At 62.1% G+C, this 17,315-nt stretch carries 17 protein-coding genes and 1 pseudogene; 9 read left to right on the top strand and 9 right to left on the bottom strand.

Annotation, left to right across the window (positions count from 1 at the left end):
• Nucleotides 1–5 precede the first annotated feature (5 nt).
• Nucleotides 6–647, bottom strand: a complete 642-nt coding sequence (locus tag FGU65_RS02195; protein ID WP_301662756.1) for a class I SAM-dependent methyltransferase — start codon at nucleotides 645–647, stop codon at nucleotides 6–8.
• A gap of 108 nt (nucleotides 648–755) precedes the next feature.
• On the bottom strand, nucleotides 756–1,442 hold the full coding sequence (locus FGU65_RS02190; RefSeq protein ID WP_301662755.1) for a methyltransferase family protein: 687 nt from the start codon (nucleotides 1,440–1,442) through the stop codon (nucleotides 756–758).
• A 169-nt stretch (nucleotides 1,443–1,611) separates the two neighbouring features.
• On the opposite strand from FGU65_RS02190, the gene FGU65_RS02185 reads away from it, so the two are divergent.
• Together FGU65_RS02185 and FGU65_RS02180 are read left to right on the top strand one after the other, a co-directional pair.
• Nucleotides 1,612–2,160, top strand: a complete 549-nt coding sequence (locus FGU65_RS02185; RefSeq protein WP_301662754.1) for an Hsp20/alpha crystallin family protein — start codon at nucleotides 1,612–1,614, stop codon at nucleotides 2,158–2,160.
• 117 nt (nucleotides 2,161–2,277) lie between these two features.
• A complete protein-coding gene (locus tag FGU65_RS02180; RefSeq protein WP_301662753.1) occupies nucleotides 2,278–2,790 on the top strand; it encodes a class I SAM-dependent methyltransferase in 513 nt (170 codons plus the stop codon).
• A 373-nt stretch (nucleotides 2,791–3,163) separates the two neighbouring features.
• Here FGU65_RS02180 and FGU65_RS15860 read toward each other — a convergent pair whose 3' ends face one another.
• From FGU65_RS15860 to FGU65_RS15850, 3 genes are read right to left on the bottom strand one after another with little or no spacing between them, the layout of a single operon-like run.
• Entirely contained in the window at nucleotides 3,164–3,337 is a 174-nt protein-coding gene (locus FGU65_RS15860; protein WP_367652347.1) for a hypothetical protein, read from the bottom strand.
• Complete coding sequence (locus FGU65_RS15855) at nucleotides 3,262–3,651, bottom strand: hypothetical protein (RefSeq protein ID WP_367652340.1); 390 nt, start codon at nucleotides 3,649–3,651, stop codon at nucleotides 3,262–3,264. Before FGU65_RS15855 ends, FGU65_RS15860 begins: the two co-directional genes overlap by 76 nt.
• A 60-nt stretch (nucleotides 3,652–3,711) precedes the next feature.
• On the bottom strand, nucleotides 3,712–4,470 hold the full coding sequence (locus FGU65_RS15850) for an ApeA N-terminal domain 1-containing protein (RefSeq protein ID WP_367652339.1): 759 nt from the start codon (nucleotides 4,468–4,470) through the stop codon (nucleotides 3,712–3,714).
• A 124-nt stretch (nucleotides 4,471–4,594) separates the two neighbouring features.
• On the opposite strand from FGU65_RS15850, the gene FGU65_RS02165 reads away from it, so the two are divergent.
• From FGU65_RS02165 to FGU65_RS02155, 3 genes are all read left to right on the top strand, one after another.
• A complete protein-coding gene (locus FGU65_RS02165) occupies nucleotides 4,595–4,870 on the top strand; it encodes a hypothetical protein (RefSeq protein WP_301662751.1) in 276 nt (91 codons plus the stop codon).
• Between the two features lie 492 nt (nucleotides 4,871–5,362).
• A complete protein-coding gene (locus FGU65_RS02160) occupies nucleotides 5,363–5,710 on the top strand; it encodes a hypothetical protein (protein ID WP_301662750.1) in 348 nt (115 codons plus the stop codon).
• Between the two features lie 337 nt (nucleotides 5,711–6,047).
• Entirely contained in the window at nucleotides 6,048–7,391 is a 1,344-nt protein-coding gene (locus FGU65_RS02155; protein ID WP_301662749.1) for a hypothetical protein, read from the top strand.
• A 24-nt stretch (nucleotides 7,392–7,415) separates the two neighbouring features.
• On the opposite strand, the gene FGU65_RS02150 is transcribed toward FGU65_RS02155, so the two are convergent.
• Nucleotides 7,416–9,026 carry a DNA methyltransferase gene (locus FGU65_RS02150; RefSeq protein ID WP_301662748.1) on the bottom strand — a complete coding sequence of 537 codons (1,611 nt, stop codon included), beginning with the start codon at nucleotides 9,024–9,026 and terminating at the stop codon, nucleotides 7,416–7,418.
• A gap of 76 nt (nucleotides 9,027–9,102) precedes the next feature.
• Here FGU65_RS02150 and FGU65_RS02145 point away from each other — a divergent pair, with 76 nt between their 5' ends.
• The 4 genes from FGU65_RS02145 (at nucleotide 9,103) to FGU65_RS02130 (ending at nucleotide 16,306) form a co-directional block, all read left to right on the top strand.
• The gene (locus FGU65_RS02145; protein WP_301662747.1) at nucleotides 9,103–9,474 is read left to right on the top strand and encodes a SpoIIAA family protein; all 372 of its coding nucleotides are present in this window, start codon (nucleotides 9,103–9,105) and stop codon (nucleotides 9,472–9,474) included.
• A 105-nt stretch (nucleotides 9,475–9,579) separates the two neighbouring features.
• A complete protein-coding gene (locus tag FGU65_RS02140) occupies nucleotides 9,580–11,976 on the top strand; it encodes a Lon protease family protein (protein WP_301662746.1) in 2,397 nt (798 codons plus the stop codon).
• A 20-nt stretch (nucleotides 11,977–11,996) separates the two neighbouring features.
• Nucleotides 11,997–12,737, top strand: a complete 741-nt coding sequence (locus FGU65_RS02135; protein WP_301662745.1) for a ZIP family metal transporter — start codon at nucleotides 11,997–11,999, stop codon at nucleotides 12,735–12,737.
• A gap of 137 nt (nucleotides 12,738–12,874) precedes the next feature.
• The gene (locus FGU65_RS02130) at nucleotides 12,875–16,306 is read left to right on the top strand and encodes a PAS domain S-box protein (protein ID WP_301662744.1); all 3,432 of its coding nucleotides are present in this window, start codon (nucleotides 12,875–12,877) and stop codon (nucleotides 16,304–16,306) included.
• A gap of 45 nt (nucleotides 16,307–16,351) precedes the next feature.
• Here FGU65_RS02130 and FGU65_RS02125 read toward each other — a convergent pair whose 3' ends face one another.
• From FGU65_RS02125 to FGU65_RS02115, 3 genes and pseudogenes are all read right to left on the bottom strand, one after another.
• Nucleotides 16,352–16,675, bottom strand: coding sequence for an HRDC domain-containing protein (locus FGU65_RS02125; protein ID WP_301662743.1), 324 nt, complete (start codon nucleotides 16,673–16,675; stop codon nucleotides 16,352–16,354).
• Between the two features lie 38 nt (nucleotides 16,676–16,713).
• Nucleotides 16,714–16,953 (bottom strand): annotated as a pseudogene (locus FGU65_RS02120) (RQC domain-containing protein); the annotation flags it as partial.
• 12 nt (nucleotides 16,954–16,965) lie between these two features.
• Nucleotides 16,966–17,304, bottom strand: coding sequence for a RecQ family zinc-binding domain-containing protein (locus FGU65_RS02115; RefSeq protein WP_301662742.1), 339 nt, complete (start codon nucleotides 17,302–17,304; stop codon nucleotides 16,966–16,968).
• Nucleotides 17,305–17,315: the final 11 nt, after the last annotated feature.

Genomic DNA, 17,315 nt, shown 5'->3' with positions numbered 1-17,315 from the left:
CCGGGTCACTTCCGCATGACGATCCAGAACCCGGCCTCGTCATGGATGACCTCGCAGTCGGGTATTCCTGCTGTTTCCAGTTCCCGGCGGATGGCATCGGTGTTCTGCCGGCTCATCCGTTCTGCCGCTTTCGCTTCCCATTCGGGATCGATCGTCCGCATCTTCTCGGTGATCGCCGCCTTCAGGGCAGCAGTGCCGAAACCCCCGCCGACAAACGTCCTTCCGCCGGGACGGAGCACCCGATAGATCTCGGCGAACGCCCGCTCCCGGTCCTCCCAGAAGAAGAGCGAACCGCGGCTCACGATCAGGTCGACGGAGCCGTCGGGATAGGGCAGGTCGTGGACGTCGCCCGGGATCGGACGCACACGGGCAGAGAGCCCGGCATCCAGGATATTCTGCTCTGCAATCGCGAGCATGTCGGGCGAGGCGTCGAAAGCGTCGATGGAGAGATCGCTCTCGGCCGCCAGCGCCAGGGCGAGGTGGCCGGGCCCGCACCCGAGGTCGATGCAGGTGCCCCGGACGATCCCGCAGGTCTCCAGGATCTGCCGGGCGATGACCGGGTATATCGGCGCGAACGGTCCTTTTGCGATAGTATCCATCTTTCCGGCACCCCTGCCGGTGAACTGGTCCTGTGCTGTGTCTGTCATGGTATCACGTTTTGAGGCGTCCCCCCCCAGATCCGCCGAACTCGTGAGCATTTTTGCCCCGGAAAGTAAAAACATTTACCTTTCAGGCATACGGAAACTACATTACATTTACACAGATCGTTCACCACAGATGGGGGATAAGCCGGTAGCGTGTTTTCCGCCGATACGCCGCAGATCCCGAACCAGAGTCTCCTCCTCACCCCTGATCCGCCGGACGAGGAGTGCGGGCAGGGGGAGACACGTAACAAGCGCCCAGAACCATCCGATGGCGAGCGGCGGCGCGAGGAACACCAGAACCGCTCCGGGATACATAGGGTGGCGAACGACCGCGTAGGGACTAGTATCGATCACTTCCTGCCCTGCCTCAACCTCCACCACCGCGCCTGCGTAGGTGTTCTCCCGCATGGCCAGGAAGGCGATGGCGTAGCCGGAGAGAACCACCCCGTCAGCCACCAGAACGGCGGCGACCGGCACGTCCGACCAGCCGAAGCGGTGATCGAGGCCGGGAATGAGAAAGCCAACGAAGAAGATGACCGCCGAAAGGATTACGATCGCCTGCTGCTCGCTCTCCCACTCCCGCATCTTCATGCGCCGCTCAAGGAACTTTGGGTCGTGCTTCAGGAAGTGCAGAACGACAAACACCGTGGGGACGAAGAGAACGGCCATATACAGCCACCCCTCCCAGTAAGCGATCGAGCCGGCGGGAACGAAGAGCAGCAGGGCGATGACGACAATCCCTGTAGCGAACCTGACCAGGATGGCTCTCTGCACCCGGAAGGTAGTCCCGCCTCCCATAGATGCCCAACCATGTCGGCACCGGTTAAAAACAGATCGCCCGGGTATCGCAGGCCGTAGGAACCGGGTTGGCGCCGCCCCTCCCGATGCCGGAGAACCGTCCCCGGGCACGGGAACCTTTATGTGACGGCGGGCATTCTGGACTCTCCACACCAGGTGGTGCAGGAGTATGGGAGAGAAAGAATCGTCAGCCGGTCTTCGGAAGGATATCGATGCAACGGTATCCGAGATGCAGAGGCGGCTCCAGGAGATGATGGCGGGAGCGGAAAAAGCCGGACAGCAGATAATGACAGCGGTTCCGGTCGACGTCAGGGAGCTTGACGACACGGTCATGGTCGTCGCCGATCTCCCGGGGGTGAAGAGGGAGGACGTCGCGGTGCGGCTCCTCGGCCATAAAACGCTGCGGATAACCGCCCGTCGCAAAGGAACGGCGGAGGAAGCAGAGAAAGGCTACGTCGTCAGGGAGAGGGTTACCGGCGAGATGACGCGAACCGTGAACCTCCCTGCAGACGTCTCGGAGAAGGGGGCGACGGCCGCCTTCCGGGACGGTGTGCTGACGGTGCGGCTGCAGAAGACACCCGAAGAACAGGGGATTGAGATCCCGGTCGGTGAAGAGGCCGGCTCTGCGAGTTCGGAAGAGGCCGATACGGCGGCTGCGCTGCGGAGGCAGAAAGAGGAGGAGTACGAGGAAGGAAAACGGAAACTCGGCGAAGCGTAGGCGCCGGGAGGCGCCTCCGGCACGGATGGCTTTACTAGCCCTCCACCCCCCACCGGTACCCGGGAAAACGGGACCATGGGCTCCGGTCGGACAGAGATAGATGGAGGAAACGCTATCGTGCACATATGGAATCCTGAGGACTATCATCGGCACTCTTCCGCTCAGCAGGCGTGGGCCCGGGAGCTACTCGCAAAGCTCCGGCTTGCAGGCGACGAGCGAGTGCTCGATCTCGGGTGCGGCGAGGGGAAGGTGACGGCGGAGATCGCGGCCCTGCTGCCCCGCGGCTCGGTGCTCGGCATGGACGTATCCCGCGACATGATCTCCTTCGCCCGGCAGCGCCTGCCCCCGGAGGAGTACCAAAACCTCCGGTTCGTCGAAGGCGACATGCTCGACCTGCCGTTTGAGCGGAAGTTCGACGTGGTCTTCTCCAATGCCGCCCTGCACTGGGTCACCGACCACGGCAGGGTTTTTGCAGGCATCGGGCGTGCACTCCGGCCCGGCGGGAGAGCGCTGCTCCAGATGGGCGGGAGAGGGAACGCCGCGCCGATCCTCGCGCTCGCGGACGAGATGGTGACGGAGGGGCCCTGGCGAGAATATTTCGCAGGTTTTTCAAACGGCTACGCCTTTTAAGGCCCTGAAGAAGAGGAGATACGGCTCCGTGAGGCAGGGCTCACGCCCCTCCGGGTCGAACTGATCCCAAAAGACATAGTCCTTGAAGAGGAGAGCGGCCTTGCCGGGTGGATCCGGACCACCTGGCACCTGTACCTGGAGCGGCTGCCCGAAGAGGCGCGGCCGGCGTTCGTTGCCGGCCTTGCGGACCGCTACGTCCGGCGATGTCCGTCGCCCGACGGCCGCATTCGCGTCCCCATGGTGCGTCTCGAGGTCGAGGCGGTCAGACCGTCGGCGTGACCTTACGCCCGCTCCCGGAGATCGTCGGCAACGGCATGGACATACGCCGCTACGATAGCGTCGTCGACCCCGATCTCGCGGCAGATGACGATGCTTACGACTGCCTGCAGCTGCAGCGAGAGGGCGGCAAGGCCCTGCCGGGACGCGTACTCCTCGCGGGGCTTGGGTCGTGGTGCGTCAGGTTGTTCCGGTTCACGAAGACGGCCTTTGCGAACCGGGCAGGATCGTCCGCGAGCAGGGATATGTCGCTGCCGCAAAACGTGACAATCTCCTGTACCCGGGTCTCCAGGTTCGGCCGGTTGCCAAATTTTTCAGGAGCCGCACCAACGTCCGCCGGGTGTCGCTGTTCAGCCTTCCGTCAGCCTTGAGAGCCTCGGTCACAACGGCAATCCGTTCGGCATGCACCTCCGGGTCGGTGACGGCGTCGCAGAACTGCGGCGCCTGCCGGTGATAGATCTCCATGCACTGGCAGAGGCTGAGGAACCCGTGCTCGGGATACCGGTCTGCATTGGTCACGGTGGCGAAGTAGTTCTGCAGCACCGTTGGATACCGCTCCGCGAAGGCGAACCAGCCCGAGAGCACCGACGTGATACGTTCTGCAACCGCCGGATAGGTGAAGAGGGCGTCCTGCGAGGAGAACCTCTACGGCCCGACCGGCTCGGTCAGCCGGGAACGGAAGATGTGGACGGTCGCGATGCACGTATCGCCCCGGCCGACGATCCGGGTAAAAAAGGTCGGGCGGCCGAGGGCGAAGGTGAAGAAGCCCTGCACCGTCTGCAGAAACGCCAGAACCTCATCGATCGGGAGCGCTCTCCCGAAGTCCACCGCGGTCTCCGACTCCTGACCGATCCCCATCCGGAACCGCCCGTGCAGGGAGAACGTCGGCCGCGATCGGACGGTGCAGACGGTGCCGTCCACGAGGGTGAACCGCTGCGTCTCCGGGTTCGAGTACGTGACAAGGTAATCGGCGCCGGTTCCCGTCCGGCTGACGTCAAGACCGCAGGTATCCAGCCACTCTTCGAGGCCCGCGATCCGGAAGACGACCTCCCGGAAGGCGATCTCCTCCGGCGCGGATACGTGGCAGCCCTCGTAGACCGAACGGGGAGTGTAGGTCTGCGAAGCGAGCTTTGGGTTGGTGATATTGATCCCCTCGTCCTCGAGCCGGCAGCCGGCCAGGGTGTAGGCCTTCCCGTCAAGCCCGATTCCGTTGACCGCCAGGATGACGATCTCCGCATCGTCGAGCATCCGGGAGATGGCATCGACGGACGAAGGGGCGTGAAACGAGCCGTGCAGTTCCAGTACTGCAGACCGCTCCGCGTCGAGAAAGAGGACATCGTCGATCGTCCTCTCCGGGGATGCGGGGCACCACCACTTTCCGTGTATGCGAACAGGTTCGGTCATTCCCGTCCTTCTCCCGCGTGGGTTTTCGCACTGTGTCTCGATAAGTCTTCGTATCTGCGGCATGAGATGCATTTCGACTCCCTTTTCTGGCAGGAGGTCGAACGGGTGTCCTTGCGGAGACGGTATGATGAGAGTGCAGGAGACGATCGACGCTGATGAGCGGGAGATGGCAGTCCAGTATCTGATAGCAGCGATGCCGGACGAGCACCTGCTCTTCATCTTCCACGAAGCCCAGAGCAGCCCGGTATGGACGACGGTGCGCTACCTCTCGCTCGGGCTGTACGTGAAGGACCTCCTGCGGGAAGGGGGGTTTGCGTGGGGCCGCGCCGCGCTCGATCGGGAGTGGGATGGGCTCGTTCGCCGGGCGGCACGCCGGGTCTACGACGCCGGGCTCACGTGAGGCAAAGAACACTCTTTTTGCCGTGCACGAACCCGGGCAGCAGCTGACGCCAGAACCAGGAAAGCCCGATCTGCATCTGGCGGTTTCGCAGGTGACAATCTTCCCGGGCTCACGGCCGATAGACATGGGAGTTCTTTTTTTGCCCGGCATATCTGAAGGACTCGGGCACGAAGAATTACTGAATGCCAAAAAAAGCTCCGGAAAGCCTCTTCACCCTGCCGGGCGATACACCACGCTCCGGCAGGCGATCTCCAGGCAGGAGAGCGGATGACGCCGAAAAACAGCACCGCATGGGAACCGTTTTTATAACGAATTCTCACCAATAGATGCCGCCTCATAAAATTTGAAAATAAACATATTTTGACGATATTTAGGGTAAATCGTGAAATTCAGAACCCCTATGACCCAACAATTTGAACGACAATATTTTTATTTGTTGTATGAGTACGCATGCATGAACGTACCAGAAAATATTTCATTTGGTGGCATTTCATGGAGTCGTTAAAACAGGAAATTTTTGCATTTATTGAATCGACGGGAGAGGTTTCGTTCGTCGAACTGCATGAGACGTTCGGAGAGGTTTTCGAGGGCGAGTACACGATGTTTTCGTCCCCGCGTTCGAAGATCGTCCTCTGGAGCGAGATCTCGGCTCCGTTCATCGACGCGATCCGGGAACTCCTCTTCGAGGGGAAGATCGGCATGCGCTACTCGGCGGATGCCCTTTCGGCATACACCGAGAGAGGGGTCGTGCTGCCCTATCCCGTGGCCGAGAACCCGACGCGGGACATCTACCGTGATTATCACTGGCTGCCGGTCGTGATGAGCGCCACCTCCGAGTAAGAGAAAGATCGCCGGATCCGGCACCCCCGGTACCATTTTTGGCGATTTCATCGCTAAATCCTTTTTTTTCCCAACGTCAGGGACGGCGGCTGGAGTTCTGTGAAATACCGTTTTGCCGCCGGTGCACGGCGCCGGCGAAATCGCCGGAAAACGCAGCGCAATAACCATTACAACCGCAATGGCGCGCCGAAGAGTTTATGTCCGACGAAATGCTTCAGACGCCGGACCCTATCGCTGTGTGCCGGGGAGCGGAGGAGCCGTCCAGTGCCCTCCTCTCCCGGCACATTTCATCCCGGGAACCTGAAACAGTCTCCGGGAGGGTATCAGGTGATGCATCATGAAACGAATACTTCTGCTTGTACTGTTGCTCTCCGGTCTGCTCGTGGGAGGGGCTCTGGCGATAGATATCGTGGACAATCCCAACTGCAGCGGACAGGAGGCGGACTTTAAGATCGATGAAGTGGATGACATCTCTCTCGAGCAACTGAATGACGACCTGCAGTATATTACGACAATCCCAATCGAAGACGACGAAACCGGGATGACGTATGATATGACGGTGGTCATCCAGTACGAAGAGGAGGACGGTGTACTGGAGGCAAGGACATTGAGCTGGAGCCTCCCTGCAGGGGTGACCTACACCGGCACAATCGTGGTGAATGGGGGAGGAGTAGCGAACCCCTACAACTACGTCAATGCAAACTCCGATTCCGGCCTCGTGGCACCGATCAACCCCAACACCGGGGAGCCGTATGCCATCAGTAACGTTGAATTCTGCGGCAATATAGACGTAACACCGCCGACAACCACGCCGACGACAACGATCCCGACGACGACCCCGACCACGACGATACCGACGACGACTCCAACCACAACAATCCCGACAACGACTCCAACCACAACAATCCCGACGACAACTCCGACCACGACGATACCGACAACAACCCCGACCACGACGATACCGACAACAACCCCGACCACGACGATACCGACAACAACCCCGACCACGACGATACCGACAACAACCCCAACCACAACGATCCCGACAACCACGCCGACAACGACAATCCCGACGACGACTCCAACCACAACGATACCGACAACGACCCCGACCACAACGATACCGACAACGACCCCGACAACCACGCCGGCGCTGCCCGAGATTACCGATTTCCTTAAAGAGTTCACGCCGACCCGGACCCCGACGCCCACATCGACGCCGACCGTGACAACCGTCACGCCGACGCCGACCTGCCCGCCCGTCGAGCCCGGTGCACCGACATCGACCTGTCCGCCGGCGATAGCAGCGCTTGAAGACAATCCAACCTTCGAATGCCTGACGCTGGCCAACATCACGTCAGAGAACGTCACGTTCGCTGAGAATGACACCGTCACGATCGAGGTCGCCAACGACACCATGACGTTCGGTGACGTTACCGTCTCACGCGAGAACGGCAACCTCGTCTTCACGCTGATCCTTGACGACGACTACTACACCAACGAGACGACCGTGAACCCGACGTTCTTCGTCTGCGGCTGCGACCTGCCCTACAGCCTGGAGTACACCTTCGCGATCGACCCGCCGGTTCAGTACTACGTGATCGCAATCGACGACCCGACCGACGGACAGCAGGCCATACTGACGATGAACGGCTCCGTCTGCGTGGGCTCCTGGCAATAACCCCACTTTTTTTGAAAAGAGTCTCTACCGCTTCACCATCCGGAAGATGAACTCGGCATACGGCCGGCGGTCACGCGCGGTGCGGTTGAGCACGGGGCGCTTGTACCTGTCGGCGATGGCAAGCCCGCTCTCCCGGGCGATCGCCGGATAGAGATCGAACTTGTCGTTCGCGACGATGAAGAAGTTCCCGTCGTCCCGGACGAACTGAGCGACATTTGCAAGCACCCGGGCGACTCCTGCCACGTACTGCCGCCGCGCCGCTCTGCCGGTGCCCGACGAGAGCGAGCCGATCTCCTCTGCGTCCCGGCGGGGGATGCCGAAGAGCTCGTAGGCGTAGGCGTGCTGCTCGTGGTAATCGATATGGCCGACGTAGGGCGGCGAGGTGAAGACACCGTCGATCTGCCTCGTCGCGATACGGTCGGCGAAGGCAGGATCCTCGGCACGGACCGCCTCAGGGATATCGATCGTCCGCGCATCGCCGTGCAGGACCGCGACCTGCACATCCTGCCGCAGCGCGGCGAAGGCCTCGAGGCGGGCTATCGTATCAAGGGTGTTCTTCCGGAGGTGCTTACAGATGCTCCCTATCGGCGTGCAGAGCTTCTTGTGCTTGTAACAGTAGTAGGGGCCGACCTGCCGCTCTTTCAAAGTCGCGAGGTCGTAGTGGGTCGTCGCCCGGCAGGAGCGGGCGGTGCGGCTTAAGATAATCCGCATCAGTGTCCGGGCATCCTCGTCCGGCACGCCATCAATCAGCCGGAGATAGCAGGCCATCTCCTGCCGGATCCGTGGGCTGAACCACTCGGAGAGGAATCCCGCCACCCCGTCCTCATCGATGAGACGGACATCGTCCCGCGTTTCGTCTTTCGCAGCGACGGATGCATTCTCGCAGAGGAAGAGTGCCAGCCTCTCCTCGCCGTAGGCCTGCTCCTCCTCAGGCTTTCCGTGGATTCTCCGCCTGAACAGAGTGGGCGGGAAGTGGACGGCATTGAATGCGGCGAGGCTTTTTTTCAGCTCCCGATCGCAGGCATCGTCGAAGTTCCTGCGGGAGAAGGCCTCTGTTCCGGCACGTGCCGCCCGGAGAGAACTGCCAATCCGGATGAGGTCGCCGTTTGTGAACTTCGCCCGGACGATCATACAGTTGAACGCGGAGATATCGATGCCGACGGCATGCAACCCCATCTCCGCCGCCTGCACCAGGGTCGTCCCGCTCCCCATGAAGGGGTCGAGGACGATATCACCCCTGCGGAAGAAGACGCCGGTCTTGAACGCATCGGTGTGATCGTCGAGGAAGTACTCCACGAGCTGCGGGATGAACTTGCCCTTGTAGGGGTGCAGGCGGTGGACGTGTTTCGTCGTCTCGGTCTCGCTGCACTGATCGAAGGATAGATCCCAGTTCAGGTCATCCCCGAGCTGCTCCTGCCACGCGGTCCGGTGCTCCCGCTGCTCCCGGTAGTACGATGCAAGCTCGGCGAGATCGACCAGGGTGCCGCCTGCGTCGCCGTCCGAGTGTCTGCGCAGCCTGCCGTACTGGATCAGGTACCTGATCTTCGAGGGGGTAACCGTCTTTCCCGTGTACGCAGACGCCCAGGCTGCTGCTGCTTCAGGGGTAACCGGGCGGCCTGGCACGGGCGGGTGCATCAAAAAGAGTATTCGGCACCCGGCAGAGTTTAATAATTCCGGTATGTTTTTCTTCCCTCCCTCAGAAGGGAGGCTTATGCCAGTAGAGGTAACAAAACAGGAAGGAAACATCATCGGGTTTCTGCTCCGGGGCAGGCTCACCGAGGCAGATTACACCGAAGTCCTGCTGCCGGCACTCGATGCGGCGATCGAGCGGCACGAGGAGATCCGCCTGCTGCTCCAGGTCGAGCAGTTCGAAGGATGGACTGCCGGGGGTGCCTGGGAGGATCTGAAGAACTTCCCGAAAATGCGAAACTTCGAGCGGATGGCCGTCGTCAGCGACGAATCGTGGGACACGGCGATGACCTGGATGATGAAGGCCTTTGCAGGTATCACCGATATGGATCTGAAGTTCTTCCGGGAAGAGCGGCTCAGTGAAGCCTGGGACTGGGTGCAGAAACCGGACTAGACAGCGGCGTGCGGAGCAGGGCCGATCGTCCCCGGAAAGGGAGCATTTTATATATGCCCAGGGGGTATCGAGCCCATGCACCTCACTGGAGGATGGTGATTTCATATGCCCGAACCGTTGCCGCTTGAACAATACCGGAACGCATTCAGTCCCGACGATCTGGAGTGCGTCAGCACCGAAGAGATGCGACCGCTTGAAGAGATCATCGGCCAGGACCGGGCGCTCCGGGCGCTCGCGTTCGGCCTTGAGATCCCGGAGAAGGGTTTCAACGTCTACGCCGCAGGGTTCCAGGGAACCGGGCGGCTGAAAGCCGTCAGGAGTTTCATCGACGGCCTTCGGCGGGAAAAGCCGCAGGCCAGCGACTGGATCTACGTCAACAGCTTTGCGAACCCCTACGAACCGAACGCGATCCGCATGCCGCCGGGAACGGGCGGCCGGTTTCGGAAGGATATGGCGGACTTCATCAACAATGCACAGCAGATCCTTCCCCGGGCCTTTCAGAGCGAAGAGTATGCCTCCCGGAGAGAGGAGACCCTCGGGTCGCTGCAGGAGAAGCGGAACAAACTCATCACCCGGATCAACAAAAGCGCCCAGGACAAAGGTTTTGTCATGCGGCCGACCCCGACCGGCGTCCTGACCGTCCCGATGATGAACGGCCAGCCGGTCTCCGAGGAGGAGTTCGCCGCCCTCCCGCCCGAGACGAAAGAGGAGATCCGCCAGAAGAAAGAGGAGCTCGACGCCGAAGCCCGTGACGTTCTGCGGGAGATCCGGAATGTCGAGCAGGAGGGCGGCGAGGCGGTGGAGAACCTGAACCGCGAAGTCGCGCTCTACGCAATCGAGCCCCTCGTTGAAGACCTCAAGGAACGGTACGGCGGGATAGACGAGATCGCTGCATTCATCGATGCGGTGGAGAAGGATATGCTGGACAACATCCAGCTCTTCGTCGGCGGCCAGCAGGCGCAGCAGCAGCTCCCGCCCCAGCTGCAGGCTCTGATGCGGGAGGTCCCGTTCCGGCGGTATGAGGTGAACGCATTCGTGGAGAACGACGGAGGAGAAGGGGCGCCGGTGGTCTTCGAGCAGAACCCCTCCTACCAGAACCTCTTCGGGAAGGTGGAGCGGGAGGTTCAGTTCGGCGCGTTGACAACCGATTTCACCATGATCCGGCCGGGCTCGATGCACAAGGCCAACGGCGGCTACCTCATCCTCATGGCCGACGATCTCCTGCGGGCACCCCTCTCCTGGGACGGGCTGAAGACGGCACTCAAGACCGGGGAGATCCGGATCGAGGAGCCCGGTGAACGGATGGGATTCATCACCGCAAAGACCGTCAAACCGGAGCCCATCCCGCTCGACGTCAAGGTGGCGCTGATCGGGACGCCGCAGATCTATCAGGTCCTGCACACCCTTGACCCGGACTTCCGGGAGCTTGTCAAGGTGAAGGCGGATTTCGACGTCGTTATGGACAGAACCGACGAGAATGCCCGGAAGTACGCGGAGTTCGTCTGCGGCCTGGTCAGAGACGACAAACTCCTGCACCTTGACGGTGAAGCCCTCGCGAAGGTCATCGAATACGGCTCGCGGCTTGCCGAAGACCAGCAGAAACTCTCCACGCGGTTCTCCTCGGTGGCGGATCTCATCCGGGAGGCGAACTTCTATGCCGGCGCGGAGGGTACGGAGACGATAACCAGAGTCCACGTCAAAAAAGCGATCGAGGAGAAGATCTACCGCTCAAATCTCATCCAGAAGAAGATCGAGGAGTATATGCGGCGGGGCATCTTCATCATCGAGACCGAGGGGAGCAGGGTCGGCCAGGTGAACGGCCTTTCGGTTGTAAGCACCGGGGATTTCGCTTTCGGCCGTCCGTCCCGTGTCACCGCGAGCATCGGCGTCGGCCGGGAGGGTATCGTGGATATCGAACGCGAGGCGGCGCTCGGCGGGCCGATCCATACCAAGGGCGTCATGATCCTTTACGGCTACCTCAACGCCAGGTACGCCCCGGACAAGCCGCTGAGCCTCTCGGCACGGCTCGTCTTCGAGCAGAGTTACGAGGGGGTGGAAGGCGACTCCGCCTCGAGCACCGAGCTCTACGCCCTGCTCTCTGCCCTCTCCGGGCTGCCCCTGACCCAGTCTCTCGCCGTCACCGGCTCGGTCGACCAGGACGGGAACGTCCAGGCCATCGGCGGGGTCAACGAGAAACTGGAAGGCTTCTTTGAGGTCTGCAAGGCGAAGGGTCTCACCGGCGACCAGGGCGCGATGATACCGGCGAGCAACGTCCAGAACCTGATGCTGAAAGAAGAGGTCGTGGAGGCTGCGAAGGAGGGGATGTTCCGGATCTACCCGGTCAGGACGATCGACGAGGGGATCGAGATCCTCACCGGCATCCCTGCCGGGGAGCGACGGCCGGGCGGGACGTACGACGAGGGGACGGTGAACTATCTGGTGAACCGGCGGCTCTCCGAGATGGCGGAGCGGCTGCGGGAGTATCAGGCGCTTGCGAGGTAGGTGCGCGGCAGAGGGCGGACATGTCGTTTGCGCTCAGCCTCATCCCGAGCACCGGGGCGGTCATCCTATCAGGGATCCGTCTCCTCTTCCCGGGTGAAAACCGCCTGGTGCCGGTTCCCGTCCGGGTCGGTTACGCCGCCGGGACGCTCCTCGGGGCCGCATTTCTTGCGCTCATTCCCGAGACGCTGGAGGAACTGCCGGCCGATGCTGCTCTCGCCACCGTTCGTGCAGGAGTTCTCCTCTTCTTTACCCGGGAGAACCTGATGATCCGGCGGCACGGCCATGAGGAGGACGACGCGTACGAGACGTCCACTCCGCCGGGCATCGCCATATCATTCGGGGTCATCGCCCACGAGGTTTTGCAGGAGGGGGAACTTTGCCATCTCTTAAAGCAGCGGCTGCACGGCGATGCAGGCGTTCGTCTACGACACCCTCTCCAGTCTCGGGACGCTTGCAGGAGCGGCTTTCGGCTACTTCTTCCTTGCGGGCGCCGCGGAGTTTGCCCCTCTATCACGGCACTCGCAGCCGCCGGTTTCATCGCGATCGCCGATCTCTTCCCCACCTCCACAGGAAAACCGGCTCCTGGCAGAGTCTGCAACCGCGCAGAAGGGTTTCGCAGATCGCGACGGGATCGTTCGGCCAGACAGGGAATCTGCACGGGTGTCCTCCTGCACGACATCTCCCGTCGGTTCTATCCTGTGGATGCGCCGCGCTCCCGGCCGGGAGTGAACGCGGATGAACGGCATGCCGCTCTGCCATGAATTTATATAGTGGTGCCCTGTTCTACTCTCCCAAAAGGGTATACGTGAGGATCGTAGACGATCGATCGTCACTGTACCAACGGGGCGACAACAGAGAGATGCACGCAGGTGAAGTAAGCGCGGAAATACGGACTGAGATGTTCGCTCTCCTGCAGGGCGCAGAGGAGGCGACATGCATCGCAACGCCGGAGATGGAGGTGCTCTGGATCAACCCGGCCATGGAACGCCTCGCAGGCATTGCCGCCGCAGACGCCAGAGGACGCGATGCGCTCCGGTTCGTCGCCGAACGGGTGCTGCCGCAGGCGGATGAACCGTGCACCGCCGCAATCACCTCCGCGATCAGGAACCGCACCGAAGAGCATGGAATAGCGTGCCGGATCACCGAACCGGCGGGCGAGGCATGGTATGCATACACGAGCCGCCGGGTCGAGAACGGCACCCTGAAAGGTGCCTGGATACTCCAGTTCAGGGAGATCACCGAACAGAAACGATCGGAACGAGAGCATGGCCGGTGCTCTGACGAAATCGCGTTCCTCTCCGGAGCCGCAACCGCCCTTGCCGCTCTGCCGACGGACGCGGACGTCTTCGCCGTCATCGGCAGGTATCTCCACGAGATCGTGCCCGAGGCGATCGTCATCGTGAGCGAAGCCGACATCCCGGCCGGGACGCTGACGCCTCGCGCCTTCTTCGGCATGGACGATTGCCTGCCGGAGATTGCCGCACTCCTCGGCCGGAACCTGACCGGGATCACGCTCAACCTCCCCGAAAATATCAGAGAGATCATGGCTCGCGGCGAGATCGAGGAGATCGAAGGCGGGCTTGAGGCGGCGGCGCTGTGGCAGATCCCGACGGGTGTCTGCCGGAGGATCGAGGAGTTCAGTGGGCTCGGGGCGATGTACTGCGTCCCGTTCACCTGGCAGGAAGAGATCTTCGGCACCGCCGTCATCCTCACCCGCCGGGAGGGGACACCGGTTCCCTTCGAGGCCGTCGACACCTTCAAGAACCTGGCAGCGATCGCTCTGCAGCGCAACCGGGCCGAGGAGACGCTGCGCCGAGGCGAAGAGACGTTCCGAGCCCTCATCGAGAAGAGCTCCGACTTCATCCTCGTACTGGACGACCGGATGACGATCCGGTTCGCGAGCCCGCCCATCGAACGGATCGACGGTTTCCCGCCGGAGACGCTTATCGGAAAAAGTGCGTTTGCGATGATGCAGCCTGAGGAGGTGCCGCGGGCGCGGGAGGTTCTGTCGGCTCTGATGCAAAGGCCGGGCGGCAGCATGCCGCTTGAGGTCAGCTTCAGCGGGCCGCGCGGCACGCATGTCATCGAGGCGATGATCACAAACCTCCTCGACGACCCGCAGATCCGGGGAATCGTGGTGAACGCCCGGGACATCACCGAGCGGAAGCAGGCGGAAGAGGCGCTCCAAAAGGCGGAACGGGACAAGGCACTGATCCTGAACTCAACGGCAGAGATGTTCGCCTACTACGACACGGATCTCCGGGTGCTGTGGGTCAACCGCGCCGCTGTTGCAGTCATCGGCAGGGAGCCCGAAGACGTGGTCGGGCACCTCTGCTACGAGATCTGGCACAACCGCAGAGAAGTCTGCGAAGGATGCCCGGTAGTCCTTGCCCGGGAGACAAAAACGCCCCATGAAACGGAGATCACGACACCCGACGGGAGAGTCTTCTTCCTCCGGGGGTATCCGGTGCTCGACGAAGAGGGGGAACTGGTCGGCCTCATTGAGTTCGCGCAGGACATCACCGAGCAGAAACAGGCGGAAGAGGCGCTCCGGGCCGCAGGCGCCTACAACCGGAGCCTCATCGAGGCCAACCCCGACCCGCTCGTCGCCATCGGTCCCGACGGCAGGATCACCGACGTCAATACCGCCAGCGAGCAGGCGACCGGCTACGCCCGCGACGAACTGATCGGAACCGACTTCTCCGATTATTTCACCGATCCCGCAGAGGCGCGGGCAGGCTACCGGAGGGTCTTTGCGGAAGGGCAGGTGCGGGACTACCCGCTGGAGATCCGGCACCGCGACGGGCATACGATGCCGGTGCTCTATAACGCCACCGTCTACCGCGACGGAGAGGGGAACGTTGCCGGCGTCTTTGCGGCTGCACGGGACATCACCGAACGGAAAGCGATGGAAGAAGCGCTCCGGGAGAGCGAGGAACGTTATCGTCTCTTTCTGCAGAACTTCCAGGGGATTGCGTTCCGGGCAAACCTGGACTTTTCCCCCGTCTTCTGCTACGGAGCGGCGGAGGCCATCACCGGTTATACGGAGGAGGAGCTCTTCAGCGATCCCGGGCGCTGGTACCGGATGATCCACCCCGACGACTCCCCAAGCCTCGCCGAGACCTCAGAGAAACTGCGCAGCGTCCCCGGCTATGCGACCGAGCGGGAGTATCGGATCGTCAGAAAGGACGGAGACGTCCGCTGGATCCGGGAGATGATCCAGAACGTCACCGATGGTGCCGGAACCCCGATTCACGTGCAGGGTGCGATCTACGACATTACGGAGCAGAAGCAGGTGGAGCAGGAACTCCGCGAGAGCGAGGAGCGGTTCCGGCGCATCTTTGAAGAGTCGGGGGTCGGCATCCTGCTCGTCAGCCAGGACGGCGTGATCCTCAGGAGCAACCCGGCCTTCCAGCAGATGCTGGGATACCGTGAAGACGAGCTCGCCGGCATGAACATCCGCGAGATTACGTACCCGGAGGATCTGCCGGCGACCCTCGCACTCTACGAGAGGATGGCGGAGGGAGGAGGAGGGCGCGAGAAACTGGAGAAGCGCTACATCACCCGGGACGGCCGGATCATCTGGGGGCGAAAAACCGTCACCTATCTCAGGAGTCCGGAAGGGACACCTCTGAGCGCCATCAGCGTCGTGGAGGACATCACCGGGCGGAAGGCGATGGAAGCGGCGCTGCAGGAGAGCGAAGTGCGCTTTCGGAGTATCTTCGAGGAGTCTCCAATCGGCATCGGCTACTACAATGCCGACGGACGCCTGATCGACATCAACCCTGCCGCGCTGCGGATCTTCGGGGTTCCGGACAAAGGCGACGTCAAGGGAGCCAACCTCTTTGCCGACCCGAACATTCCCGAAGAAGAACGCTCCAGGCTGAAGCAGGGGGAGGCGGTGCACTATACGGCAGAGTTCGACTTCGATCTGGTCACAGCCCGCGGCCTCTACCGGACATCGCAGTCCGGGCGGCGGTACCTGGACGTTCTCGTCACCGGAATACGCCGGGCCGGCGAGAGCCGCCCGGACGGATATATCACGCTGATCTCGGATATCACCGACCGGGTGCACGAAGAGAACCTGCGGCAGAAGGCATACGCGCAGATCGAGCAGAACATCGAACAGTTTGCTATCCTGGGAGATCATGTCCGCCAGCCCCTCCAGGTGATCCTCGGCATTGTCGACCTGGAAAGCAACGGAAGGAAGGAGATAGAGATCATCCGCAGTCAGGTCAGGCGGATCAACGAGATCGTCAAACAGCTCGACCAGGGATGGATCGAATCACGGGAGATCCGGGAGTTCCTCCGCCGGCATGAACTCGTGTGAGAAATATCAACGTTGCCATGCGGCGATACACAGCACAGCCGTGCCTTATTCTCGGCAGGTCTCCTGTCCGGCGCAGTGCTTCTCGATCGTCCGGATGAACTTCTGCCCGTAGCGCGCAAATTTCCTTTCGGAGACGCCGTAAACTTTCAGGAGCTCCGCATCCGTGCGGGGGCAGCGTGCCGCCATCTCCCGGAGGCTCAGGTCCTGGAAGACGATGAACGGCGGGACATGCTCGAGGTCGGCGAGCATCTTTCTGAGCTGGCGGAGCCTGAAGAAGAGCTCGGCATCGTACGCCTCCGCGCCTTCGGCCGGGACGAGCCCCTCCTCCTTCGGCTTTGCCAGCGGTACCGGGTGCTCGCCGCGGAGCACCCCTCACTCGTTTCGTTCAGGGTGAGGCCGGGATACCGGCCACCGGTGGAGGTGACGACGCCCGTCCGCACCATCTCCTGCAGGAACCGGAGCCACTGGTCGCGGGTGTAGCCGGTCCCGGAACCGTACGCCGGAATGGCGTCGTGACCGTTCTCGCGGATGCGTGCGCTCTTCGAGCCGCAGATCACGTCGGCGATGTAGGATGCCCCGAACCGCTCGCCGGTCTGCCGGACGCAGGAGAGGATCGTCCGCGCCGCCCCGATGCCGTCGAAGCTCATCGCTGGCGTCTCTCAGCCGCCGCACCGCTCCCCGGGATAGACCTCGCCGAAGTAGCGGAGCAGGAACTTCCTGCGGCATCCGGTCGTCTCGCAGTAGTCGAGCATACGGCCTATCTTGCGGTAGGCGATCTCCTTCTGTCCGGCGTCCGTGTTCTCCCGCTCGATGAGGTACCTGATCGTCCGGCAGTCTCCCCGGGAGGAGAAGAGGATGCAGTCGGCCGCCTCACCGTCCCTCCCTGCCCGGGAGCCCTTTGCCTGCAGTTTTTCGGCGAGTTCCTCCGTCGACTTCTGCGAGAGGCAGCAGACGATCCCGGACGCGTCGCGGTGCTCTGCAAGGTACTTCAGCAGCACCCGGAAGACGT

The organism is Methanoculleus frigidifontis (assembly GCF_030464345.1).
Lineage (GTDB): Archaea > Halobacteriota > Methanomicrobia > Methanomicrobiales > Methanoculleaceae > Methanoculleus_A > Methanoculleus_A frigidifontis.
Note: the sequence above shows the minus strand (reverse complement) of the source record. Positions and strands in the feature narration are given on the sequence as shown.

What these genes read in the sequence shown, in the direction of transcription:
- FGU65_RS02155 (WP_301662749.1), top strand. Translation starts at nt 6,048, where the DNA reads ATGAAACGAATACTTCTGCTTGTACTGTTGCTCTCCGGTCTGCTCGTG.
- FGU65_RS02145 (WP_301662747.1), top strand. Translation starts at nt 9,103, where the DNA reads ATGCCAGTAGAGGTAACAAAACAGGAAGGAAACATCATCGGGTTTCTG.
- FGU65_RS02190 (WP_301662755.1), bottom strand. Translation starts at nt 1,442, where the DNA reads ATGGGAGGCGGGACTACCTTCCGGGTGCAGAGAGCCATCCTGGTCAGG.
- FGU65_RS02160 (WP_301662750.1), top strand. Translation starts at nt 5,363, where the DNA reads ATGGAGTCGTTAAAACAGGAAATTTTTGCATTTATTGAATCGACGGGA.
- FGU65_RS02165 (WP_301662751.1), top strand. Translation starts at nt 4,595, where the DNA reads ATGATGAGAGTGCAGGAGACGATCGACGCTGATGAGCGGGAGATGGCA.
- FGU65_RS02185 (WP_301662754.1), top strand. Translation starts at nt 1,612, where the DNA reads ATGGGAGAGAAAGAATCGTCAGCCGGTCTTCGGAAGGATATCGATGCA.
- FGU65_RS15850 (WP_367652339.1), bottom strand. Translation starts at nt 4,470, where the DNA reads ATGACCGAACCTGTTCGCATACACGGAAAGTGGTGGTGCCCCGCATCC.
- FGU65_RS02150 (WP_301662748.1), bottom strand. Translation starts at nt 9,026, where the DNA reads ATGCACCCGCCCGTGCCAGGCCGCCCGGTTACCCCTGAAGCAGCAGCA.
- FGU65_RS02130 (WP_301662744.1), top strand. Translation starts at nt 12,875, where the DNA reads ATGTTCGCTCTCCTGCAGGGCGCAGAGGAGGCGACATGCATCGCAACG.
- FGU65_RS02135 (WP_301662745.1), top strand. Translation starts at nt 11,997, where the DNA reads ATGTCGTTTGCGCTCAGCCTCATCCCGAGCACCGGGGCGGTCATCCTA.
- FGU65_RS02195 (WP_301662756.1), bottom strand. Translation starts at nt 647, where the DNA reads ATGACAGACACAGCACAGGACCAGTTCACCGGCAGGGGTGCCGGAAAG.
- FGU65_RS02140 (WP_301662746.1), top strand. Translation starts at nt 9,580, where the DNA reads ATGCCCGAACCGTTGCCGCTTGAACAATACCGGAACGCATTCAGTCCC.